This window comes from Streptomyces sp. Inha503 (assembly GCF_047215865.1).
In the GTDB taxonomy this organism is placed as follows: Bacteria; Actinomycetota; Actinomycetes; order Streptomycetales; family Streptomycetaceae; genus Streptomyces; species Streptomyces lycopersici.
The window spans coordinates 4,768,151-4,791,416 of record NZ_CP178360.1 but is presented as its reverse complement, the minus strand read 5'-3'; the positions used below and the strand labels follow the sequence as shown (position 1 = coordinate 4,791,416).

The window sequence follows — 23,266 nt, the reverse complement described above, 5'->3', positions numbered from 1 at the left end:
CAACGCGCCCGCTTGAGGAGAAACCGTGACCGAGACTGCCAAGACTCCTGCTGATTTCTGGTTCGATCCGCTGTGTCCCTGGGCCTGGATGACCTCGCGCTGGATGCTCGAGGTGGAGAAGGTGCGCCCGGTCGAGGTTCGTTGGCACGTCATGAGCCTGGCCGTGCTCAACGAGCCCAAGCTGGACGAGCTGCCCGAGGAGTACCGCGAGCTGCTGAAGACCGCCTGGGGCCCGGTCCGGATCTGCATCGCCGCCGAGCAGAAGCACGGCAGCGAGGTCCTCGGCCCCCTCTACACCGCCCTCGGCACCCGCTTCCACAACCAGGGCCTGGAGAAGAACCGCGAGACGATCGTGGCCGCCCTCGAGGAGGCCGGTCTCCCCGCCGAGCTCGCCGACTTCGCCGACTCCGACGCGTACGACACCGAGCTGCGCGCCTCCCACAAGGAGGGCATCGACCTGGTCGGCCAGGACGTGGGCACCCCCGTCATCGCCGTCCCGGGCTCGGACGGCGAGCAGATCGCCTTCTTCGGCCCCGTGGTCACCCCGGCCCCGAAGGGCGAGGCCGCCGCCAAGCTCTGGGACGGCACCCTGATGGTCGCCTCGATCCCCGGCTTCTACGAGATCAAGCGGACCCGCACGGTCGGCCCGATCTTCGACTGACCCCTCCTCCGCCGCCACGGCAGGGCCCCCGCGCGAGTCGACCGCGCGGGGGCCCTTTTCCTGTCGGCTTCCGTGGGGTCAGCCGCGGCGGCCCACCAGCTTCCAGGCGGCCGGGAGCGCGCCCATCGCCAGGGCGGCCTTCAGGGCGTCACCGATCAGGAAGGGGGTGAGCCCGGCCGCGATCGCCTCACTGAGGGAGATGTGGGTGGCCAGCGCCAGGTACGGGACGCCCACGGCGTAGGTGACCGCCGAGCCGACCGCCATGGTGCCCGCGGTGCGCAGCACCCCGCGGTCGCCGCCGCGCCGGGCGAGCGCGCCCACCACGGTCGCCGCCAGCAGCATGCCCAGCACATAGCCGAACGACGGCATGGCGGCGCCTGAGCTGCCCTCGGCGAACCACGGCACGCCCGCCATGCCGACCAGGGTGTACAGCGCCAGCGACAGGAAGCCGCGCCGGGCGCCCAGCGAGGTGCCCACCAGCAGGGCGGCGAAGGTCTGGCCGGTCACCGGCACCGGCGAACCGGGGACGGGCACCGAGATCTGGGCCGCGAGGCCGGTGAGCACGGCGCCCCCGATGACCAGCGCGGTGTCGCGGACCAGGACGCGCCGGGCGGGAAAGACCGCGTCCGCGAGGACCGTACCGGGTGTGGCGGCGGCAGAAACAGTGCTCATCAGCGATGCTCCCAGGTCAGAGGGTGGATACCGGGACGCTAACCCAGCGCGGGGGCCGCGGACACCATCGGATGACCACAAAGCCGGACGCATCGGCTTGGCGGCTTCTGGCAGACATCCCCGGTACGGAGCGTGACATCGGTGTCCGATATCCAGAAAAGATTGTCCGCGATGTTGTCCCCATAGGACTCGCCCTTCACACTAGGGACGTTTTGCATTCGCCACCGGCGCTCGTCGTAAGGGACAGAGAAGAAGAATGAACCGGACACCCGCGTCCTCGGCGCCATCCGGCGCCGCCGAGGCGACCGGCACCGGCGCGACCGCCACGCCGCCGCTCTCCCACGGCCTCAAGCAGCGCCATCTGTCGATGATCGCCCTCGGTGGTGTGATCGGCGCGGGGCTGTTCGTCGGCTCCGGCGCCGGAATCGCCGCCGCCGGTCCGTCGATCGTGGTCGCCTACGCGCTGTCCGGGCTGCTGGTGATGCTCGTGATGCGGATGCTCGGCGAGATGTCGGCGGCCAACCCGGCCTCCGGCTCGTTCTCCGTGCACGCCGAGCGGGCGATCGGGCCGTGGGCCGGGTTCACGGTGGGCTGGATGTTCTGGATCCTGCTGTGCGTGGGCATCGCAGCCGAGGCGATCGGCGCGGCCGGGATCATGGTCCAGTGGTTCCCGGGCAGCGAATCCTGGATGTGGGTCGCCCTCTTCATGGCGATGTTCTGCGGTACGAACCTCGCGGCGGTCAGCAACTTCGGCGAGTTCGAGTTCTGGTTCGCCGCGCTGAAGATCGCCGCGATCACGATCTTCCTCGCCCTGGGCGTGCTCGCGGTCCTCGGCGTCCTGCCGGGCACCGACGCCCCGGGCGGCTCCCATCTCAGCGGTGACGGCGGCTTCCTGCCCAACGGGGTGAACGGCCTGGTCGTCGGCCTGCTGGCGTCCGTCTTCGCCTACGGCGGCCTGGAGACGGTGACGATCGCGGCGGCCGAGTCCGAGAACCCGGTCAAGAGCGTCGCGGGCGCGGTGCGCACCGCGATGTGGCGCATCGCCCTCTTCTACGTCGGCTCGATGCTGGTCGTGGTCACGCTCATCCCGTGGAACGACAAGTCCCTGGTCGAGAAGGGCCCGTACGTGGCCGTGCTGAACCACCTCGACATCCCCGCGGCCGGCGACATCATGAACGTGATCGTGCTGATCGCGCTGCTCTCCGCGATGAACGCCAACATCTACGGCGCCTCCCGGATGTCCTACTCCCTGGTCACCCGCGGCGAGGGCCCCGCCTTCCTGGGCCGGGTCACCGGCGGCGTGCCCCGCCTCACCGTGCTCGCCTCCTCCTTCTTCGGCTTCGTCGCGGTGCTGCTGAGCTACTGGTGGCCGGACACCATCTTCAAGTGGCTGCTCAACATGGTCGGCGCCGCGGTGCTGGTGGTCTGGGGCTTCATCGCCGCGGCGCAGCTGCGGATGCGGAGCCGCTTGCAGCGGGAGGCGCCGGAGAAGCTCGTGGTGAAGATGTGGCTCTTCCCGTATCTGACCTGGGTCGCGCTGGCCGCCACGGTCGGGGTCCTGCTGCTGATGCTGCGCGAGGCCGACACCCGCAGCCAGCTGTACGCCACGGCCGTGATGGCGATCGCCCTCGCGATCATCGGCTTCGTACGGCAGCGGGTTGCGGGGGCCCGTCGGGAGGGCTGATCAGGGCTGGGCTTCGGCCTCGGCTTGCCAGGCGGTGAGCGATTCGCGGTGCTGCGTGACGAACGGGTGCTCGGGACCGAGCACCCGTTCGCGGCGCTCGATGACCTCCCGGAGCGCCGTGATGGCCTCGTCCAGCTTGCCCAGCCCGTGGGCGACTCGTGCCTTCAGGCGACCCGGGCCTCTTCGCCGAACTCCGCCGAATCGCCGAGCCGGGGCAGAACCTCAAGGAGCCACGCTCGGCTGAAGAGCGTCTCCCCGGAGTCCTCGCCGAGCACCCGGCGCTGCCCCGGCGATCGCTCGTCGCCTCACCGACGGCGGGGCGCCGATCGGGGAGGCGTGGGCTCAACTCATCAAGGACGCGGCGCAGTTCGTCCGCCACCTCCGGCTGGGCCAGCAGCGGCCGACGCACCCGGCCCTGCCACTCGGCGGCCAGATCAGGCCACTACGGATGCACGTCGCCGCAGGGTCCGGAAACGCTCTTGCTGCTAACCTGTACTTGCAAGTTAGTTGCAATAAGCGGTCCGAAGGGCTTCGCATGGCCATCTACACACTTCCTGAACTTCCGTATGACTACTCGGAGCTGGCCCCGGTCATCAGCCCCGAGATCATCGAGCTGCACCACGACAAGCACCACGCCGCGTACGTCAAGGGCGCGAACGACACGATGGAGCAGCTCGCGGAGGCGCGGGACAAGGATCAGTGGGGCTCGATCAACGGGCTCGAGAAGAACTTGGCCTTCCACCTGTCCGGCCACATCCTGCACAGCATCTACTGGCACAACATGACCGGCGACGGCGGCGGCGAGCCGCTGGAGAGGGACGGGGTCGGCGAGCTGGCCGACGCCATCGCCGAGGCCTTCGGCTCGTTCGCGGGCTTCAAGGCCCAGTTGTCCAAGGCCGCCGCCACCACCCAGGGCTCGGGCTGGGGGGTGCTGGCGTACGAGCCGGTCAGCGGGCGGCTGGTGGTCGAGCAGGTCTACGACCACCAGGGGAACGTGGGCCAGGGCTCGGTGCCGATCCTGGTCTTCGACGCCTGGGAGCACGCCTTCTATCTCCAGTACAAGAACCAGAAGGTGGACTTCATCGAGGCCATGTGGAAGGTCGTCAACTGGCAGGATGTGGCGCGCCGTTACACGGCCGCCAAGGAGCGCGCCCACAATCTGCTGCTGGCCCCGTAACCGTAATCCGGAGCCCTCACCGGACCCCCTGCTTGCGTGATCGTCTTCTCACCGAACACCGGGCAGGCGGAAAAGGGGCCCCCGCGCGGTCGACTCGCGCGGGGGCCCTGCCGTTCAGCGGCCGACGGCCTGAGCGCCGCCGGTGCCCGGGAGGTCCTGGACGCTGATGGCGTCCGGGCCCCCGCTCACGGTCACGGTGTTGGCGCCCTTGGCCAGGGAGACCAGGACGGAGACGGTGCGGCGGGCGGTGGCGGAGCCGGTGGGCGGCAGCGCCAGCGTGGTGGCGGACTGGCCGCCGACGCGCAGGGTGGCGGTGCGCGGGGCGGTGCCGCCGTTCGCGTACGTGATGTCGGCCAGTTTCAGCCCCGCCGTCTTGGCGGTGACGGTGAAGGAGCCGGTGGCGCTCTGGTACGCGGTGCCCGGGGCCTCCGCGCCCGAGACGGTCAGCAGCATGGCCTCCCCGGCCGGGACGGTGGCCGTGTAGCCGCCGCTGTGGGTGCCCACCGGGGCGCGTTTCCAGACGTCACGGACGGAGGCGGCGGCGCCGGTCAGCCCGAGGTCGGTCCAGCGGGCGGTGATGGGCTTGGCGGTGGAGGTGCGGTTGAGCAGCAGTACGGCGCGCTTCCCGGTGCCGGACAGCACCTTGGCGTACACCTGGAGCCCCGCGGCGTCCTCGGCGACCTTCACGCCCTGGAGTCCGCGCGGGTCCTGGTCGACGGCGATGACCTCGGGGTTGGTGAGGTTGCCCGCGGTCTCGCGCGTCATGGTGGTGAGGTCGTTCCCGGCGAGCAGCGGGGCGCCGGAGACCGCCCACAGGCTCATATGGGTGCGGTCGAGCGTGGCGTTGGAACCCCTCATGCCGACCATGAGCATGTCCGGGTCGTTGTAGTAGCCGGTGTGCTGGGCGGTGGGGTGCAGGCCCTGGTCGAAGTTGGACAGCATCGCGGTGGCCGAGGGCGTCTGCCCCCAGTAGATGATGTCGGTGCTGGTACGCCACAGATCGCCCACGCCCGGGGCCCAGTTCCACGGCCGCCCCGAACCCCATTCGCACAGCGACAGCACCAGGCGGCGGCCGGTGACGGCGGTCGCCGCCTTGTTCGCCTCGCTGATCGCCCGGTAGGTGGTCTCCTGGTCGAGCCCCTCGTCCTGGCCCCCGCACCAGTCGACCTTGACGTAGTCGAAGCCCCACTCCTGGAAGGCCCGCAGATCCTGCTCGTAGTGGCCCTCGCTGCCGCTGCCCGGGGCGGGCGGGGTGCCCGGCGGGGTGGGGTAGAAGTAGCCGCAGCCGTTCTTGCCGGCGTCGGTGTAGATCCCGGCCTTGAGCCCCTTGCTGTGGATGTAGTCGGCGATGGCCTTCATCCCGCCGGGCCACTGCTTGCTGTAGACGGTGATGTTGCCCTGGCCGTCGCGGGTGCCCCACCACCAGCCCTCGTCGATGTTGACGTACTCGTACCCGGCCTCGGCCATGCCGGAGGACACCAGGGCGTCCACCTGGGCCTTGATCGTGTCGTAGTCGATCTGGCTGGCGAGGCTGTTCCAGGAGGCCCAGCCCATGGGTGCGGCGGGTACGCCGATCTGCGGGGCGGCGGCCAGGGTTTTTGCGGCGGCCAGTGGCTTTCCGGCGGTGGGTGCCGCATCGGCCGGGGCTGCCGCGTCCGCGACGGTGCCCACCCCGGAGGCGGTCAGCACACCGGCCAGCAGCGCCCCGGCCAGGCGCCTGGGCCGTAGCCGTTCGGGGTGGGATAAGCGCGACAGGCGGCGGCGGAGGCGGCGGGGGACGAGACGCATCAGGAACCACTCCCATTCGATATGTCGAACCATGTTCGCGATATGGGCCGTAGCTGGTCTCCGAAGGATTCTGTGGACCCGGTCGTTCGGTGACAAGAGGTGTGCGCGGGGAAACTGTCCCCTGACGTCACCCCGCCCCGAGGGAGTCCTTACCGTGTCCGCTTCACCCCACCGCGCCGACCAGGCGCCCCTCGACGAGGAACGGCGGCTGCGCCGCGAACTCGCCGCCGTCTACCGCCTGGTGGCCCACTTCCGGATGACCGACCTGATCTTCACCCATATCTCCGCCCGCGTCCCCGGGCCCGAGCACCACTTCCTGATCAACCCCTACGGCCTGCTCTTCGAGGAGATCACCGCGTCGAACCTGGTCAAGGTCGACCTCTCCGGCCGCCCCGTCGAGGACACCCCGCACCCCGTCAACCCCGCCGGATTCGTCATCCACAGCGCCATTCACGCCGCCCGCCCCGACGCCCACTGCGTCCTGCACACCCACACCAAGGCGGGCTGCGCCGTCGCCGCGCAGGAGGACGGTCTGCTCCCGCTCAACCAGATCTCCATGGAGTTCTACGGCAGGGTCGGCTACCACGCCTACGAGGGCGTCGCCCTCAACCTCGCCGAACAGCGCCGTCTCGTCGCCGACCTCGCCGACCACCCCGCGCTGATCCTGCGCAACCACGGTCTGCTGACCGTCGGCGAGACCCCGGGCGAGGCGTTCCTGCGGATGTACTACCTGGACAAGGCATGCGAGATCCAGACCACGGCCATGGCCGGCGGCGCGAAGCTCACCACGCCCGACCCGGACGTCTGCGAGCTCACCGCCCGCCAGCTGTCGGGCGAGGACCACGGCTCCGACTTCACCGACGACCAGGCGTACACCCTCGCCTGGTCCGCTCTCCTCCGCCTGGTGGAGCGCATCGCGCCCGACCACCGGGACTGAGGCCGACGGATCGGGCCGGAAGCAGCCGCCACGGCGAGGTCCCCGCGCGGATGGCTCGCGCGGGGGCCCGGCGGGGGCTCGCGGGGGTCAGCCCGCCGGTTCCGGCTCGCGTTCCCGGCTCCGGCGCAGTGCTCGGGCGGCCATCGGGCCGGCCAGGGCGATCAGGGACAGGCACAGGATCGCGGCGGAGAGCGGGCGGGTGAAGAAGATCGTCCAGTCGCCCTCGCTGAAGGCCATCGCGCGGCGGAATTGGGTCTCCGCCATCGGGCCCAGTACGGCGCCCAGGATCAGTGGGGCGACGGGATAGCCGGCGCGGCGCATGCCGAAGCCCAGCAGGCCGAAGAGCACCGCGATGCCGAGGTCGACCGCGTTCTGGGACAGGGCGTACACCCCCAGGGCGGCGAAGACCAGGATGCCCGCGGTGAGCAGCGGGCGGGGCAGCCGGAGGAGCTTCACCCACAGCGGGATCAGCGGCAGGTTGAGCACCAGCAGCATCACATTGCCGATGTAGAGGCTGGCGATCAGCGTCCAGACCAGCGCCGACTGGGTCTCGAACAGCTGGGGTCCGGGCTGCACGTTGTACATCTGGAACGCGATCAGCAGCACACCGGCCGTCGCCGAGGTGGGGATGCCCAGCGTCAGCAGGGGCATCAGCACCCCGGAGAACGCGGCGTTGTTGGCGGCCTCGGGGCCGGCCACGCCCTCGATGGCACCCTTGCCGAACTCCTTCTTGTGCCGGGACAGCCGCTTCTCCACGTTGTAGCTGAGGAACGTGGGGATCTCCGCGCCGCCCGCGGGCAGGGCGCCGATCGGCAGCCCGATCGCCGTACCCCGCAGCCATGGCTTCCAGGACCGCCGCCAGTCCTCCGGGCCCATCCCGATCCTGCCGCCCACCGGGAGCATCTGCTCCTCGGGCGCCCGTCGCATCCGGGCCGCGGTGTAGAGCGCCTCCCCGATCGCGAAGAGGCCGACGGCGACGGCCACGATCTGGACGCCGTCGTACAGCTCCGGCACCCCGAAGGTGTAGCGGGCCTGGCCGGTGAGGCTGTCGATGCCGACGAGCCCGATGGCCAGGCCCAGGAAGAGGCTGCACAGCCCGCGCGCGGGGGCCTCGGCCACGACCGCGGTGACCGTGGCGAAGGCGAGGACCATCACCGCGAAGTACTCCGCGGGCTGGATCTTCTCGGCGATCCGCGCCATGGCGGGGCCCGCGAAGGTGATCCCCACGGTGGAGATCGTGCCCGCCACGAACGAGCCGATGGCGGCCGTGGCGAGCGCGGCCCCGGCGCGCCCGGAGCGGGCCATCGGATGGCCCTCCAGGGTGGTGGGGACCGACGCCGTCTCGCCGGGCACGTTCAGCAGGATGGCCGTGGTGGAGCCGCCGTACATCCCGCCGTAGTAGATGCCCGCGAAGAGCACCAGCGCGCCGGTGGGGTCGAAGACGAAGGTGAGCGGGAGGAGCAGCGCCACCGTGGTGGCGGGGCCCAGGCCGGGCAGCACGCCGACCAGCGAGCCGAGCGTGCAGCCCGCGAACGCCAGCAGCAGGTGCAGGGGGCTGAACGCGCTGCCGAAACCGCCCATGAGGTCGTTGAGGACATCCATGGTCAGAACGCCAATCGGACGATGCCGGGCGGCAGGTGGATGCCCAGCAGACGGTCGAAGAGGAAGTACACGGCCAGCGCGAGCACCAGGCCGATCAGGGCGTCACGGAGGATCCGGCGGCTGCCGAGCACCCGCGCGACCAGCGCGAAGAGCACGGCGGTCGACTGCCAGTAGCCACAGGGGGCCAGCGCGAACAGATAGCAGACCAGCAGCGCCAGCAGGGCCGCCACCGGACGCCACTCGGTCAGCCTGGCCTCCTCGCGCGCCTGCTCGGTCAGCGCCGGGTCGCTCCCGCGGAACGCCTGGACGACGGCGACCGAGGCCGAGACGCACAGCCCCACGCCGACCAGCAGGGGGAACGCCCGGGGGCCCACGTCCTGGTCGATGGCCCCCTCGGGGATGGCGAAGGCCCAGCCCAGCACGGCCACGCCCGCCGCGAGGAAGAGCAGGGCGGCTATCCGGGGGCTCCAGGGCCGCTCGTCGGGTGGGGACGCGCTGTCGGCGGCATGGTTCGCCGCGCTGTCGGGTGTCGGGTCCGCCGCGCTGCCCGGTGCCGGGTCCGCCGCGGCGTCCTGCGTCAGGTTCGCCGTCTCGTCCCGCGCGCTCATGAGCCGAGCCCCACGGCCGTGAGCGCCTGGCCGACCTGGCGCTGCTGCTTGTCGATCAGGGCGCCGTACTTCTTCCCCGGCACCCACACGTCCTTCCAGTCGTTCTGCCGCAACGCCCGCTTCCAGCACGAAGTCCGGCGCATCCGCTCCACCACCCTCACGATCGCCCGCTGTTCGTCGTCGCTCAGCCCGGGCGGGGCCATGACCCCGCCGACGCTCACCACGGACTCGTCCCCGTAGCCGAGCTCGCCGAGGGTGGGAGCGTCGATGCCCTCGGGAGCCTTGCCGCCGCTGACCGCGAGGACCCGCAGTTTCCCGGCCTCGATCTGCGGCCGGACCTCCGTCAGCGTGGAGATGCCGACCTTCGAGGCCCCGCTCAGCAGCAGGTTGAGCACCTCTCCGCCGCCACTGGTGGGCACGTAGGTGACCTTGCGTGCCGAGACGCCCTCGGCCTTGGCGAGCCCGGCCACCGTGATGTGGTCCGGGCCGCCCAGCGACCCGCCCACCCAGGACGTCCGCTTGGGGTCCTTCCGCATGGCGGCCAGCACCGAGCGCAGGTCGTGGAAGGGGGAGCGGGCGGGCACCACGATCACGGAGGTGCTCACCGTGAGCCCCGCCACGGGGGTGAGCTCGGACAGCTTCACGGGGGAGTGGTTCTGGAGGGCGCCGCCGATCATGGTCACCGTGTCCATGGTCATCAGCTGGTACGGATCGCCTTCCCGCCCCGCCATCCGGGCGAGCCCGATGGTGCCGCCCGCGCCCGGGGCGTTGGTGACCGTGACGTCCTCGTCGATGATCTCGCAGCTGGTGAGCGCGGAGCCGATGCCGCGCGCCCGCGAGTCCCAGCCGCCGCCGACGCTCCCGGGAGCGAGGATCGAAAGCCCCCGGGACGGATAGTCGGCGACGGCGCCCGAGTCGTCCAGCGAACCGATGGTGCACGCACTGCTCACCGTGGCCACGAGGGCGACCACCGCTGCCAGACGAGGGCCGTTCCTGAGGAGAGGAGGCATTGGGGACGCTCCAGGCGAGGGAGGGGAAGCCGAAGTGGGCTGGAGCTTGCGCCTCCGCCGACGGCCCGTACAAGACGATTGACTCGAAGGCATCAATGGCCGACGCTGCCCGGATGCCCGTCGTGATCGAACTGGGGTCCGCCCCGGAGCACCGCATCAGCACCCGTCTGTCCCCGCTCGCCGAGCTGTGCGCCTGTCTTCACGCGCTGGACGGGCCACGCCACCATCCGGCCAGCCGGCGCTGGGTGGGTGCGGTACTTCAGGGCGCGGACGAGCGGCTGCTGGAGCGGGCCGGCGGATGGGCGCCGCTGTGGGGCGCCTTCCGCGCCCGCTATCTGCTGCCCCTCACGCCGGGCCCGGAGCGCGAGCTGGAGGAGGAGCTGGCGGAGGTGGCGCGGCTGGACGAGGAGACGTTCGCGACCATGACCGAGCAGGCGCTCGTCGGCAAGAACGGCCACGGCCCGGGGCCGGGGCACGGCCTGGGGTCCGGGCACGGTCCGGGGTCCGGGCACGGCCTGGGCTCCGGGGCCCGGCACGGCGGCCGGGCGCCGGAGCGCTTCCTGGCCCGGCTGCGGCAGCTCTCCGAGCGCCGGTTCGCCCTGGGGCTGCGGCTGCTGGCCGATCCCTCCGGATTCCGCGACGGCCTCCTCGCCTTCCTGTCCGCCGTAGCCGAGGAGGTCTTCGAGTCGGAGTGGACGCGGCTGCGCCCCGCCCTGGAGGCCGACGCCCGGGTCCGCTCCCATGAACACTCCCGCTACGGGGCGGCGGTGCTGGCCGGATTCCCCACCGCCCGTATGGAGCCGGATCCGCCCCGGGTGGTCTTCGACAAGCTCTACAACGCACGGGCCAGCCTCGCCGACAGCCCCTGTCTGCTGGTGCCGTCGCTGCACATCAACCCGCATCTCGCGATCAAGCACTACCCCGGCTACCCGGTCGTGGTGCAGTACCCGGTGCGCGACGGGGCGGGCGCGGAGCCGACCGCCCTGGACGTGGTGATGCGCGGGCTGCGGGCGCTGGACGAGCCGCTGCGCATCCGGATGTGCCGGGCGCTGCTGCGGCAGTCGATGACGACGACGGAGCTGGCCACCCAGTTCGAGATGACGCCGCCGCAGATGTCGCGGCATCTGCGCAAGCTGCGGGAGGCCGGAATGGTGCATACCCACCGGGAGGGGGCGCGGGTGCACTACCAGCTGGACGAGGCGGCGGTGCGCAACCTCGGCGTCGACCTGCTCTCCGCGCTGCACCGCTGAGAAAGCACTGCCGGAAGCATCGGCAGGGGCATCGACAGGGGCCTCGGCGGAGGTATTGACGGAGGCATTGACGCTCAGGCGGCAATCATCTTGAGCGTGCGCCGACCGTTGCGGATCGTGGCGGCACCCGCGACGGCAGAAGGAAGCGATACGTGACCACCCCCCGCGTCAAGACCACCAAGGCGTTCTACCGCACCGGCTCCACCACCTGGTTCGCCTCCCGGCACGACCAGCGGTTCTCGTACGGCCTGCACATCCCGTCCGTCCACGAGACCACCGACACCCCGCTGCCGCTCATGGTGATCCAGCACGGCACCGGGCGCACCGCGTCCCAGTACCGGGACGCGATGGCCGAGTTCTCCGAGCGGCACGGCTGCGTCGTGCTCACCCCGATGTTCCCGGCGGGCATCGACGACCCGGAGGACCTGCACAACTTCAAGTTCATCGAGTACCGCGGCATCCGTTACGACGAGCAGCTGCTCGCGATCGTGGCCGAGGCGGGGGAGCGGTTCCACATCGACACCGAGCGCTTTCTGCTCCAGGGCTTCTCGGGCGGCGGGCAGTTCGCGCACCGCTTCCTGTATCTGCACCCCGACCGGCTGTGCGGAGTGTCCATCGGCGCGCCCGGCCGGGTCACGCTGATCGACCCGGACCGCGAGTGGTGGCTGGGTACGAAGGGGTTCGAGCAGCGCTTCGGGGCGCCGCTGCGGCTCGAGGACATCCGTAAGGTGCCCGTGCACATGGTGGTCGGGGCGGAGGACACCGAGACCTGGGAGATCAACAACCCCGGTGACTCCAATTGGATGGACGGCGCCGACGCCGTCGGGCACACCCGCGTGGAGCGCATCACCGCGCTGCGGGACAACTACGCCGAGCTGGGCATCGACGTCACCCTCGACATCGTGCCCGGGGTCGGGCACCAGGGGATGGGGGTGCTGGACGCGGTCCGGCGCTTCGCGGAGCGGGTCCTTCCGCGCGTCGTCTGAGCCCTGGACTCTGGGCCCGACGCGCCCACGGACACGGCTGTGCCCCTGGGGGCGGCGTGCAGCGGCCGCCCCCAGGGGCACAGGGGAGTCACGCCCCAGGGGCACAGGGGAGTCAGAATCAGCGGAGCGCGGTTCCTACGGGGCCGCCCGCTCCTTGGGGGCGGGGTCAGGTGAGGCGGCCGGGGCGGGCCCGCGGCCGGCGGTGAGGCGGTCCTTGACCAGGGCGAGGGCCACCACGAGCACGGCCACCAGCGCGGAGAGGATCACCTGCTCGCGCCCGTCCTTGTCGGTGAGCATATAGACCAGGACGAACGAGATCATCGCGATCGTCGCCCAGGTCAAATAGGGGAAGAGCCACATCCGGACGATCAGCTTCTCGGGGTTCTCGCGCAGGATCATCCCGCGCATCCGCAGCTGGCTGAAGCAGATCACCAGCCATACGAAGAGCGCCACCGCACCCGAGGAGTTCAGCAGGAAGGTGAAGACGGTGTCCGGCCACTGGTAGTTGAACCACACCGCGACGAAGCCGAAGACGACCGAGCCGAGGATCGCGGCCTGCGGGACGCCGCGGGAGTTGGTGCGGGCGAAGGCGGCCGGGGCGTCGCCGCGCTGGCCGAGCGAGAAGGCCATGCGGGAGGCGGTGTAGAGGCCGGAGTTCAGACACGAGAGCACGGCGGTCAGCACGATCACGTTCATGATGTCGCCGGCGTGCGGTATGCCGATCGAGTCGAGCGCCGCGACATAGCTGCCCTTGTCGGCGATCGCCTTGGAGTTCCAGGGCAGCAGGGTGACCACGACGAAGATCGAGCCCAGGTAGAAGACCGCGATGCGCCAGATCACGCTGTTGGTGGCCTTGGTGACCGCCCGCCGCGGGTTCTCGGACTCACCGGCCGCGAGGGTGACGATCTCGCTGCCCATGAAGGAGAAGACCACCAGCAGCACACCGGTGAGGATGGCGCCCGGCCCGTTCGGCAGGAAGCCGCCGCTGTCGGTGAGGTGGCCCAGGCCCGCGCCCTCGTTGTTCGAATGCGGCAGCAGCCCGAACACCGCGAGCCCGCCGACCACGATGAACGCCGCGATCGCCACGACCTTGATCCCGGCGAACCAGAACTCGAACTCACCGTAGGAGCCGACCGAGACCAGGTTGGTCGCGGTGAGCACCACCATCACGATCAGGGCCCAGCCCCACTGCGGGACGGCCGGCCACCAGCCCTCCAGGATCTTGGCGCCGGCGGTGGCCTCGACCGCCAGCACCACGACCCAGAAGAACCAGTACAGCCAGCCGATGGAGAAACCGGCCCAGCGGCCGAGCGCCCGGTCGGCGTAGGCGGAGAAGGAGCCGGAGGTGGGGTTGGCGGCGGACATCTCGCCGAGCATCCGCATGACGAAGACGACCATGAGGCCGACCAGCGCATACGAGATGAGAATGCCGGGGCCGGCCTTGGCGATACCCGCACTGGAGCCGACGAAGAGGCCGGCGCCGATCACGCCGCCGATCGCGATCATCGAAAGATGACGGTTCTTGAGTCCCGCCTTGAGGCCGTCGGGCGAGCCCGGGTCGCCGGGGGGCCGCTGCTGCTCCGGCGTGGTCGCAGGTTGTGCGCTCATGTGCTCGATTCCTTTGCTCTCGCGTTACGAGCGACGCCAGTGAATCTCAGGAGGTCGACCAGTTGAACCTTTGAATCCAGATTGTTACTTGAGGTTTTCATGAGGTTCTTTGGCATTACAGGGATTTATGCGATGCCTACCCTGGGCGGCGAGGACCACACGGCCATGACACACTCGGTACATGCGCGTGTACCTCGGCTCCGACCATGCCGGTTTCGAACTCAAGAACCACCTCGTGGAGTGGCTCAAGGCGGCCGGCCATGAGCCCGTCGACTGCGGCCCGCACATCTACGACGCCCAGGACGACTACCCGCCGTTCTGCCTGCGCGCCGCCGAGCGGACCGCCGCCGACCAGCAGAGCCTCGGCATCGTCATCGGCGGATCGGGCAATGGTGAGCAGATCGCGGCGAACAAGGTCAAGGGGGTGCGCGCGGCACTTGCCTGGAGCGAGGAGACCGCGGCCCTCGGCCGTGAGCACAACGACGCCAATGTGGTCAGCGTCGGCGCCCGGATGCACACCCAGGACGAGGCCACGAAGTTTGTCGAGATTTTCCTGAACACCCCGTACTCGGGCGAGGAGCGGCACACCCGCCGTATCGAGATGCTCAACGGTTACGAGACCACCGGTGAGCTGCCGCCCATCCCGGCCCACCACCCGCAAGGCGACTGATGCCCGAAGGGCACACCATCCACCGGCTGGCCGCCGACCACCTCGAGACCTTCGGCGGCCGGCCCGTCCGGGCCACCAGCCCACAGGGGAAGTTCGCCGACGGCGCCGGGCTGATCGACGGCCAGCCGCTGCGCCACGCCGAGGCGCACGGCAAGCACCTCTTCCTGGACTTCGCGGCCACCGGCTGGGTCCATGTCCACCTGGGGCTCTTCGGTACGTACGCCTTCGGCCCGGCCCCCGCCCCGCCACCCACCGACACCGTCCGGCTGCGGCTGGCCAACCCCGAGGGGTACGCGGATCTGCGGGGCCCGGCCGCCTGCGCCCTGATCACCGATGGCGAGAAGCAGGTGATCCACGACCGGCTGGGCCCCGATCCACTGCGCCCGGCGGACGACGGCGAGCGGGCCTGGGCCCGGATCTCCCGCAGCCGGGTCAGCGTGGCCGCGCTGCTCATGGACCAGAAGGTGATCTCCGGCGTCGGGAACGTCTACCGCGCCGAGGTGCTCTTCCGGCACGGGATCGACCCCTACCGGCCCGGCCGTGCGCTGACCCGCGCCGAATGGGACGCGATATGGGCCGATCTGGTGGCGCTGATGCGCGAGGGGGTGCGGAACAACCGGATCGATACGGTCCGCCCCGAGCACACCCCCGAGGCGATGGGCCGCCCGCCGCGCGTGGACGACCACGGCGGCGAGGTCTACGTCTACCGGCGCGCCGGACAGCCCTGCCATATCTGTGGTGGCGAGATCCGCACCGCCGATCTCGCCGCCCGCAATCTCTTCTGGTGCCCTGACTGCCAGGGCGCCTGAGCTCTCGGAAAGCGTCTGAGCTCTCAGAAGCCGTGGGGCAGCCACGGGGCGACCGGGGTCGCGAACGCGGTCGTGGCCTCCGTAAGGGCGCCCTGACGGACCTCCTGGACGCGCCCCGCACCCGCCAGCGCGGTCAGCGGGACGCCGCCGAGATACGCCGCTCCCAGGTCCCGCACACCCAGCCGGAGATCGGGGGCGTCGTCCGTGCGCTCGCAGGAGGCGCCCTTGGCGTCGCCGCTCAGCCGCCAGCGCCCCTCGTTCCAGGGGCAGAAGGGGTCCGTGACCTCCAGGACGGTCTCCACGGGCGTGGTGTACGTCCGCGCCTCGAGCGCGGCCCCCACGTCCACCAGGCGGACGTACAGCGAGTCGCGCAGCCTTACGGCGCACCGCCGGATGTCCGAGACCAGCAGCTGCCAGGGATCGTCGACCGGGCGGGGGCCGGTCCTGATCACCGAGGTCAGGTCGAGATCGAAGAGGAAGCGCCACAGCGCCGCGTGGGACGCCGGGTCCAGGGCCTCCAGGTCGCGCAGGACGACCGTGCCCTTCGGCCCGGCCAGATCCCAGTCGGGCTTGACCGCGAACCGCGCGTAGCCGCTGACCTCGCCGCCCGACTCGGCCAGCACACAGCGCAGCGGGGACGCCCCCTCGCGGTCGCCCGGCGGGTCCAGCAGCGGCACCCGCTCCCAGCCGGGGATCCGCTCCAGCATGCCCGGCCGGGTGCGCACCCGCCGGGCGTAGACGGCCTCGCACGCCTCGACGGCGGACTCCAGGGGCACGGCGCGCAGCCGTACGTCGTCTACGCCTTCGGGGACGGTCAGCCGTACCCGGGTGGTGTCGATCTCGGCGTAGGCGTTCTGCGTGGCCGCGCCATAGCCGAACCGTCCGTAGATGTCCGGTTCCGACGCGGTCAGAACGGCCAGCGGCTCATCGCCCGCCGCGCGGATGTCGTCCAACTGCCGCCGCATCATGGCCCGGAGCACCCCGCGTCGCCGGTGCGTGGCCTGCACGCTCACCATCGTGACCCCGGCCGCCGGGACGATCCCGCCGCCCGGGACCGACAGCCGGAAGCTGAACAGCCCCGCCGTGCCGACGATGTCGGCGCCGTCCCAGGCGCCGATCGAACGCTCGCATTCGGTCAACTCCCGCCAGAGCGCGGATTCCTCCGGCGCTTCGGGAACTCCTCCGAATGCGAGTACCAGTTTTCCGTACCAATCATCCCAAATCGATGGGTCGAGCACGCGCAGCTCAGTCCTCATATTCCCATCCCTAGCAGCCGTTTCCCGTACACGCGAACGAATTTCGCTTACGATTGCCCCCCTGGCTGGGTGGTTCAACGCGCCACGAATCGACGCGCGTCCGAACGGGTGGGTAGGGTCCCGATGCAATGACTGGCGGCGTGGACACTCCGTGGGCCCGGATGCGCAGAGTTCTGCACCGGGCTCGCACTGGCGTGCGCAAAGCCGGAGTGGACTACTTCCGGGGTGAGGGCTCCGACCGGCTCGCCCTGACCGCGCTGCTGCTCGGCGTCCCCGCCATCGCCGGAGGCACCATCGCCCAGCCCGACTGGTGCTCCCCGTCCGCCCTCGTCCTGCCCATCGTCGCGGGCGGGCTGCTGCTGCGCCCCGCCAGCCTGCTCGCCCTGTACGCGGCGGCCGCCACGGCCCTGATCGTGGAGTCCGCCGTGCTCGGCCCGTACACCGAGGAGGACGCCTCCTCCCGGGTCACCCCCGGCACCATCCTGGTCGTCGCCGCCGTCGGCTTCTTCGGCCTGCTGATCGCCCAGTTCCGCAGCCGCGTCGGAGTGCCCTGGCGGCGCGGCGGCACCATGCTCTTCGACCTGCGCGAGCGCATCCGCGTCCAGAGCAAGCTGCCCAACCTGCCGCGCGGCTGGCACCGTGAGATGGCGCTGCGCCCGGCCGGCGGGCAGTCCTTCTCCGGCGACTTCGTCGTGGCCGCCCGCACCGGCGGCGGCCGCACCCTCGAGGTCGTCCTCACCGACGTCTCCGGCAAGGGCATGGACGCCGCCTCGCGCGCCCTGCTGCTCTCCGGCGCCTTCGGCGGCCTCCTCGGCTCCCTGCCGCCACACGGCTTCCTCCCGGCCGCCAACGGCTATCTCCTCCGCCAGGACTGGGACGAGGGCTTCGCGACCTCCATCCATCTCGTCCTCGACCTCGACAGCGGCGACTTCGAGCTCTTCTCCGCCGGACATCTGCCCGCACTCCAGCTGAGCGCGGGCACCGGCAAGTGGGAGGAGAAGTCCGCCGACGGCCCGCTGCTTGGCGTCTACGACGGCGCCCAATTCGACCCCACCAAGGGCACGCTGCGGCCCGGTGACGTCCTGATGCTCTTCACCGACGGCCTCGTGGAGACCGCCGACCGGGACATCAGCGAGGGCATCGACCGCCTCACCGGCGAGGCGGACCGCTACGTCGGCTCCGGCTTCCACGGCGCGGCCTGGCATCTGATCGAGACGGTCGCGAAGGACGTCAACGACGACCGCGCCCTGCTGCTGATCTGCCGCCAGTAGCCGCGCCTCCCGGCCCCTGCCGCCTCCTGCCCCCTGCCGCCTCCCGGCGCTCCCGCCGAGCCCCGGCGGGGGTTAGCCCCACCCCGGATACGCCGGTGGCCGTCATGGCTGCCGAGGTGCCGTGCTCCGTACGTTCGAGGGGAATCGGGCGAACTCCTCGGAAGGGTCACCACCATGGGGCTGCGCAAGCGGCGACAGACAGCGGCGGCACCGGCCCCGCACCACGCCCATGCCATCGAACTCCACGGCGTCCAGCGCCGCTACGGCCGTGGCCGCACCGCCGTCCACGCCCTGCGCGGCATCGACCTGGCCCTTCCGCACGGCAGCTTCACCGCCGTCATGGGCCCTTCCGGCTGCGGCAAATCGACCTTCCTCCAGTGCGCGGCCGGGCTCGACCGGCCGACCGCGGGGACCGTCAAACTCGGTGGCACCGACATCACCGGAATGAGTGAGAACAAGCTCACCGCGTTGCGCCGCGCCCGCCTCGGCTTCGTCTTCCAGTCCTTCAACCTCCTCCCCTCCCTGACCGTCGAGCAGAACGTGCTGCTCCCGATGCGGCTCGCGGGTGCCCGCCCCGACCGCCACCGCGCCCATGAGGTGCTCGCCCAGGTCGGTCTTCGGGACCAGGCCAGGCGGCGGCCGGGTGAGCTCTCCGGCGGCCAGCAACAGCGTGTGGCCATCGCCCGCGCCCTCGTCACCCGCCCCGACGTGGTCTTCGCCGACGAGCCGACCGGCGCCCTGGACACCAACACCGCCGCAGAGGTGCTCACCCTCCTGCGGCAGGCCGTGGACGCGCTGGGCGCGACCGTCGTGATGGTCACCCACGACCCCGTCGCCGCGAGCTACGCCGACCGCGTGCTCTTCCTCGCCGACGGCGCGATCGCCGACCGGCTCCTCCGCTCCCCGGCGCACGAGATCGCCGAGCGGATGGGCCGCCTCACCGCCCGCACCCCGGCCCTCGCGGGCGCCTGGGCCCCGGAGGGGGCCCGATGAGGCCGCTCACCAACGGGCTGGCCCGCGCCGCCGTCCGTTTCAAGCCGTCCGCCTTCGCGGGCACCTTCGTCGCCCTGGCCATGGCCGCGGCGATCGTGTCCGCGTGCGGCATCCTGCTGGAGACCGGGCTACGGGCCTCCGTACCGCCGCAGCGCTACGCGAGCGCCCCGGTCGTGATCGCCGCGGACCAGCGGGTGCACTACGTCATCGGCCACGGCGACGACCGCTCGGATGAGTCCGAGCAGGTCCCCGACCGGGCCCGGCTCGACGCCTCCCTGGTGGCCACCGCCGCCCGCACCCCCGGAGCCGCGGCCGCGGCACCGGATGTGACCTTCCCCCTGCGCACCGCCCATGGGGCGCTCACCGGCCACGGCTGGGGCGCGGCGCCCTTCACGAGGGTGGCGCTCGCCTCGGGGGCCGCGCCCCGAGAGGGCGAGGCCGTGCTCAGTCCCGGGGCCGCCCGTGCGGCGGGCACCGGCGTCGGTGGCCGGATCACGGTGACCGCGCCGGACGGCCGCCACACCTTCCGGGTCTCCGGTGTGACCCGTAAGGCGGACGGCGCCGACGGTGACGGCCTTACGGCGTGGTTCACCGACCGCCGGGCCCGTGCCCTGAGCGGCCACCCCGCCACCGTGGATGCCGTCCTGGTCCGCCCCCGCACCGGGACCGGCCCCGACCGGCTGGCCGCACACCTGGAGCGGACCGTGAAGGGCGCGGCGCACTCCCCTCGTGTGCACACCGGCGGCGGGCGCGGCGCCATCGAGGAGCCCTCGCTCGCCAACGCCAAGGAGACGCTCATCGCGCTGGGCGGTTCCTTCGGCGGCATCGCGACCGCCGTGGCCGTCTTCACCACCGCGGGCACCGTCGCCCTCTCCGTGGGCCAGCGCGGCCGCGAGATGGCCCTGCTGCGGGCGATCGGCGCCACCCCGCGCCAGATCCGCCGCTCGGTCGCGGCCGAGGCGCTGCTGGTCGCCCCGCTCGCGGGCGCGGTCGGACTGCTGCCCGGATGCGCGCTCGCCCGCTGGTGGTTCGGGCAGCTCGAGGAGAAGGGCGCCGTCCCGGGGCCCGTGGAGCTCTCCATCTCCTGGATCCCGCTGCTCGTCGCCGTCGGGGCGGGCCTGCTCACCTCGCTCCTGGCGGGCCTGATGGCCGCCCGCCGCCCCGCGCGGATCCGGCCCGGGCGGGCGCTCGGCGAGGCGGCCGTGGAGCGGCTGCGGCCCGGTGTGATCCGTACGGTCCTCGGCGTCGCGGCCCTGGTCGGGGGCTTCGTCATGACCGGCGTCGCCGCCTCCGCCTCCGGCGACGACGCGGCCAACGCCGCCCTCGGGGTCGTGATGCTCTTCATGCTCGCCGTGGCACTGCTCGGCCCGGTCATCGCCCGGCTGTGCGCCTGGCTGATCGGACTGCCGCTGCGCGCCGGACCGGCGCCGGCCCATCTGGCCTCGGCCAACAGCCGGGCCAACGCCCGCCGCCTGGCCTCGGCGATCACCCCGATCGTGCTGGCCATGGCCTTCGCCTCGACCCTGGTCTTCATGCACACCAGTGAGGACCACACGGGCGCCCGCCAGCGGCGGGCGGGCATCGTGGCCGACCAGGTGATCTCCGCCCCGGAGGGGCTGCCGTCCGGTGCGGCGGCCCGTGCCGCTTCCGTACGGGGCGTGGCCGCGTCCGTGGGGCTGCTGCGCACCGGGGTGCTGGTCCCGGTGGGCTCGGGCGACGGGCGCTGGCTGCGGACCGCGTCGGCGCAGGGCGTCTCCGGGAGCGGCCGCGACCTGGCGGCCGTACAGGACCTGGACGTCCGTAAGGGGCGCCTGGAGGCCCTGGGACCGGGCCGGGTGGCCGTGGACGGGCTGCTGGCGAAGGCGGCACACGCCAGGGTCGGCCACCGGCTCGCCCTCCACCTCCCGGACGGTACGACGATCTCGCCCACCGTGGTCGCGATCTACGGGCGCGGGCTGGGGATCGCCGAGCTCACGCTTCCCCGTACGGCGCTGTCCGGCCATGTGACGTCGGCGTTCGACAGCGAGGTGCTGGTGCGGGACGCCGAAGACGCCGACCGTAAGGCCGTCGCCGCGGCGCTCGGCAGGCGGCTCGGCGAGGACGTCACCGACCGGGACGGCTATGCCGCGGCCCAGGACGAGGAGCGGAAGCTGAACGCCTGGGCCAACACCGTCATGGCCGGCGTCCTCGGCGGGTTCGCGGCCGTCGCCGCCGTCAACACCCTGGTGATGACCGTGCTGGACCGGCGCCGAGAGCTGGGCATGCTGCGGCTGATCGGCACCACCCGGCGGCAGGTGCTGGGGATGGTGCGCTGGGAGGCGCTGCTGGTGGCCACGGCGGGCATCGGCCTGGGCACGGCGATCGCCCTGGCCACGCTCGTGCCGATGATGCGCGGCCTGACCGGCGAGGATCCGTACGTCCCGCCGCTCACCTACGCGGGCTTCGCGGGCACCGCCGTGGCGCTGGGCCTCGCGGCGACGGCGCTCCCGGCCCGCGCGGCGCTGCGCCGCACGACGCCGAAGCCGTGAGCCGCACGCCTTGAGCCGTAGAAGAGCCGTAGAAGAGCCGTAGAAGAGCCGTAGAAGAGCCGTAGAAGAGCCGTAGAAGAGCCGTAGAAGAGCCGTAGAAGAGCTGTGGATGAGCCCTTAGAAGAGCCGAGAAAGGGCTGGCCCGTGGGGATCCGCGGTCCAGCCCCTCGTGTCGTGGCGGCGCCTGCGCCGCTAGGCCGCCGTCGTTGTACGGCTGCGGGCCTGTTCGGCGGCGTCCTTACGGAAGGCCCAGGCCATCTTCGGCTCCATGGCGAAGCGGAAGGCGCGCTGTACGGGTGGCGTGCACAGCGCGGTGACCACGGTGGCGGCGATGATCGTGACCGTGATCTCCCCCAGCGGCTTGTGCAGCCACTGGTAGTCGTCGAACCAGCCCCAGAACCGGGAGCCCTTGGCCAGGAAGCCGTGCAGCAGATAGCCGTACAGCGTTCCGGCGCCCAGCACCGTGAACCACATGTGGCGGCGCGGCACCCAGGCGAAGAAGCAGCTGACGAGCACGACCGAGCAGCCGAAGAGGGCGAGCGTCATCACCGGGCCGGTCCACGGCGGAGCGCCCAGCTCCTGGACGCTGTCGCGGTGGTAGAACCACGCCGAGCTCATCCGCGGCGCCGCCCAGTAGGCGAACACGAGGGCACACGCGAAGATCGGCACCGACGCGATCCGGACCGAGCGGCGGCGGATCATCTGGAAGTGCTCGGGCTTCATGCACAGGCCGAGGATGAAGAACGGCAGGAACTGGAGCAGCCGCTGCATGTCCAGGTCGTCGCCGATGTCGGGCGAGACCGCCGCGAGCGTGGCGACGGCGAGCGAGAGCGGGATCGGCCAGCGCACCAGCTTCCAGATCGGAGTGGTCAGCCGCCATACGAACAGCGCGACCAGGAACCAGGTGAGGTACCAGGGGTCCAGCAGGCTGAAGTCATACGTCGGGTCGTCGTCCGCCCAGCGCTTGAACAGCGTGTACGCGACCTCGAAGAGCACATAGGGCACCGCGATGCCGGTGATCAGGCGCTTGAGCCGGTCCGGCCGCATGTCGAAGCTGCGCGAGAAGTAGCCGGAGATCACGATGAAGGCCGGCATGTGGAAGGTGTACACGACCATGTACAGCGCTTCCGCGGTGCGGCTGGTGTCGGTGAGCGGCTCCCAGGAGTGGGCCATCGCGACCAGCACGATCGCGAGGTACTTCGCGTTGTCGAAGAACGCGTCCCGCTGTTTGGGCTGCTGCCCGGCGGGGGAGGCGGCTGGCGGGGTGGTCGCCTGCTGCCCTGGTTCTTCGGCCCGCGGCGAGGGGGGAGTGGGCGCCGCCTCCTGGGGGAGCGGGGTCCGCTGATAACCGTGCGGGCGCAGGGAGTTGGTCACAGGCCCTCCCACCAGGAACTGGGGGAGACCACCCGGCACCTCACTGCGCGTGGGGGAGTCATGGCAGCGTGAAACATCTGAGGCACGATAGCGCCGAAACCTGTATTGCGTAAAACCTCGTTCGGTTTGCTTTCCGTTCATAGCCTTCGTATCGCGGCCGATAGTCGACCCCGGTAAGTCGGCCGAGAGGTCGACAAAGCGATGCGATCATTCGATATCCGGTCGCGGGCTGTCCGTTCTGGTGGCCTTCGTCCCGCTTAATTGGGGCATATGCCCCGCAGGAGGCTCTGGCGGAATGTCTGATTCATTGATGTTTTGTCACCCCGTCGAGTGACCGCCGAGTGAATTCCGAATTCCTGCCCGAGATCATCCCGGGTGATCG

20 protein-coding genes are annotated in these 23,266 nt (G+C 71.3%); 11 read left to right on the top strand and 9 right to left on the bottom strand.

What is annotated here, in order from left to right; translation table 11 throughout:
• Positions 1–25 precede the first annotated feature (25 nt).
• A complete protein-coding gene (locus ACJX2R_RS20125) occupies positions 26–661 on the top strand; it encodes a DsbA family protein (protein ID WP_413101257.1) in 636 nt (211 codons plus the stop codon).
• A 78-nt stretch (positions 662–739) separates the two neighbouring features.
• On the opposite strand, the gene ACJX2R_RS20120 is transcribed toward ACJX2R_RS20125, so the two are convergent.
• Entirely contained in the window at positions 740–1,333 is a 594-nt protein-coding gene (locus ACJX2R_RS20120; protein ID WP_413101256.1) for a biotin transporter BioY, read from the bottom strand.
• A gap of 256 nt (positions 1,334–1,589) precedes the next feature.
• Between ACJX2R_RS20120 and ACJX2R_RS20115 the strand changes: the two genes are divergently transcribed.
• A complete protein-coding gene (locus ACJX2R_RS20115; protein ID WP_413101255.1) occupies positions 1,590–3,017 on the top strand; it encodes an amino acid permease in 1,428 nt (475 codons plus the stop codon).
• On the opposite strand, the gene ACJX2R_RS20110 is transcribed toward ACJX2R_RS20115, so the two are convergent.
• The gene (locus ACJX2R_RS20110; protein WP_413105904.1) at positions 3,018–3,140 is read right to left on the bottom strand and encodes a tetratricopeptide repeat protein; all 123 of its coding nucleotides are present in this window, start codon (positions 3,138–3,140) and stop codon (positions 3,018–3,020) included.
• Positions 3,141–3,552: 412 nt separating this feature from the next.
• Between ACJX2R_RS20110 and ACJX2R_RS20105 the strand changes: the two genes are divergently transcribed.
• Positions 3,553–4,194 (top strand): superoxide dismutase, encoded by a 642-nt coding sequence (locus ACJX2R_RS20105; protein ID WP_020871311.1) that lies wholly within the window; start codon positions 3,553–3,555, stop codon positions 4,192–4,194.
• A gap of 114 nt (positions 4,195–4,308) precedes the next feature.
• Here ACJX2R_RS20105 and ACJX2R_RS20100 read toward each other — a convergent pair whose 3' ends face one another.
• Positions 4,309–5,895, bottom strand: coding sequence for an alpha-galactosidase (locus ACJX2R_RS20100; protein ID WP_413105903.1), 1,587 nt, complete (start codon positions 5,893–5,895; stop codon positions 4,309–4,311).
• Between the two features lie 241 nt (positions 5,896–6,136).
• Here ACJX2R_RS20100 and ACJX2R_RS20095 point away from each other — a divergent pair, with 241 nt between their 5' ends.
• Entirely contained in the window at positions 6,137–6,919 is a 783-nt protein-coding gene (locus ACJX2R_RS20095) for a class II aldolase/adducin family protein (RefSeq protein WP_413101254.1), read from the top strand.
• 87 nt (positions 6,920–7,006) lie between these two features.
• On the opposite strand, the gene ACJX2R_RS20090 is transcribed toward ACJX2R_RS20095, so the two are convergent.
• The 3 genes from ACJX2R_RS20090 to ACJX2R_RS20080 are packed head-to-tail and all read right to left on the bottom strand — an operon-like array spanning position 7,007 to position 10,139.
• Positions 7,007–8,521: a tripartite tricarboxylate transporter permease gene (locus tag ACJX2R_RS20090; protein WP_413101253.1), complete on the bottom strand. Its 1,515-nt coding sequence runs from the start codon at positions 8,519–8,521 to the stop codon at positions 7,007–7,009.
• A 2-nt stretch (positions 8,522–8,523) separates the two neighbouring features.
• Entirely contained in the window at positions 8,524–9,129 is a 606-nt protein-coding gene (locus ACJX2R_RS20085) for a tripartite tricarboxylate transporter TctB family protein (protein ID WP_413101252.1), read from the bottom strand.
• Positions 9,126–10,139: a Bug family tripartite tricarboxylate transporter substrate binding protein gene (locus tag ACJX2R_RS20080; RefSeq protein WP_413101251.1), complete on the bottom strand. Its 1,014-nt coding sequence runs from the start codon at positions 10,137–10,139 to the stop codon at positions 9,126–9,128. Before ACJX2R_RS20080 ends, ACJX2R_RS20085 begins: the two co-directional genes overlap by 4 nt.
• Positions 10,140–10,252: 113 nt before the next feature.
• Here ACJX2R_RS20080 and ACJX2R_RS20075 point away from each other — a divergent pair, with 113 nt between their 5' ends.
• A complete protein-coding gene (locus ACJX2R_RS20075) occupies positions 10,253–11,389 on the top strand; it encodes a DUF5937 family protein (RefSeq protein WP_413101250.1) in 1,137 nt (378 codons plus the stop codon).
• 152 nt (positions 11,390–11,541) lie between these two features.
• On the top strand, positions 11,542–12,375 hold the full coding sequence (locus ACJX2R_RS20070) for an alpha/beta hydrolase (RefSeq protein WP_413101249.1): 834 nt from the start codon (positions 11,542–11,544) through the stop codon (positions 12,373–12,375).
• Positions 12,376–12,510: 135 nt separating this feature from the next.
• Here ACJX2R_RS20070 and ACJX2R_RS20065 read toward each other — a convergent pair whose 3' ends face one another.
• Positions 12,511–13,983: an amino acid permease gene (locus ACJX2R_RS20065; RefSeq protein ID WP_413101248.1), complete on the bottom strand. Its 1,473-nt coding sequence runs from the start codon at positions 13,981–13,983 to the stop codon at positions 12,511–12,513.
• Positions 13,984–14,164: 181 nt separating this feature from the next.
• Here ACJX2R_RS20065 and ACJX2R_RS20060 point away from each other — a divergent pair, with 181 nt between their 5' ends.
• On the top strand, positions 14,165–14,653 hold the full coding sequence (locus ACJX2R_RS20060; protein ID WP_413101247.1) for a ribose-5-phosphate isomerase: 489 nt from the start codon (positions 14,165–14,167) through the stop codon (positions 14,651–14,653).
• Positions 14,653–15,462, top strand: a complete 810-nt coding sequence (locus tag ACJX2R_RS20055; RefSeq protein WP_262699978.1) for an Fpg/Nei family DNA glycosylase — start codon at positions 14,653–14,655, stop codon at positions 15,460–15,462. The genes ACJX2R_RS20060 and ACJX2R_RS20055 overlap by 1 nt, the downstream gene beginning before the upstream one ends.
• A gap of 23 nt (positions 15,463–15,485) precedes the next feature.
• Here the strand turns inward: ACJX2R_RS20055 and ACJX2R_RS20050 are convergent, their stop codons facing one another.
• A complete protein-coding gene (locus ACJX2R_RS20050; protein ID WP_413101246.1) occupies positions 15,486–16,718 on the bottom strand; it encodes a GNAT family N-acetyltransferase in 1,233 nt (410 codons plus the stop codon).
• Between the two features lie 128 nt (positions 16,719–16,846).
• Here ACJX2R_RS20050 and ACJX2R_RS20045 point away from each other — a divergent pair, with 128 nt between their 5' ends.
• From ACJX2R_RS20045 to ACJX2R_RS20035, 3 genes are all read left to right on the top strand, one after another.
• Positions 16,847–17,989 (top strand): PP2C family protein-serine/threonine phosphatase, encoded by a 1,143-nt coding sequence (locus tag ACJX2R_RS20045; protein WP_044575252.1) that lies wholly within the window; start codon positions 16,847–16,849, stop codon positions 17,987–17,989.
• Between the two features lie 174 nt (positions 17,990–18,163).
• Positions 18,164–18,982, top strand: a complete 819-nt coding sequence (locus tag ACJX2R_RS20040; protein WP_413101245.1) for an ABC transporter ATP-binding protein — start codon at positions 18,164–18,166, stop codon at positions 18,980–18,982.
• Entirely contained in the window at positions 18,979–21,510 is a 2,532-nt protein-coding gene (locus tag ACJX2R_RS20035) for an ABC transporter permease (RefSeq protein ID WP_413101244.1), read from the top strand. The genes ACJX2R_RS20040 and ACJX2R_RS20035 overlap by 4 nt, the downstream gene beginning before the upstream one ends.
• A gap of 192 nt (positions 21,511–21,702) precedes the next feature.
• Here ACJX2R_RS20035 and ACJX2R_RS20030 read toward each other — a convergent pair whose 3' ends face one another.
• Positions 21,703–22,884 carry an acyltransferase family protein gene (locus tag ACJX2R_RS20030; RefSeq protein ID WP_413101243.1) on the bottom strand — a complete coding sequence of 394 codons (1,182 nt, stop codon included), beginning with the start codon at positions 22,882–22,884 and terminating at the stop codon, positions 21,703–21,705.
• Positions 22,885–23,266: the final 382 nt, after the last annotated feature.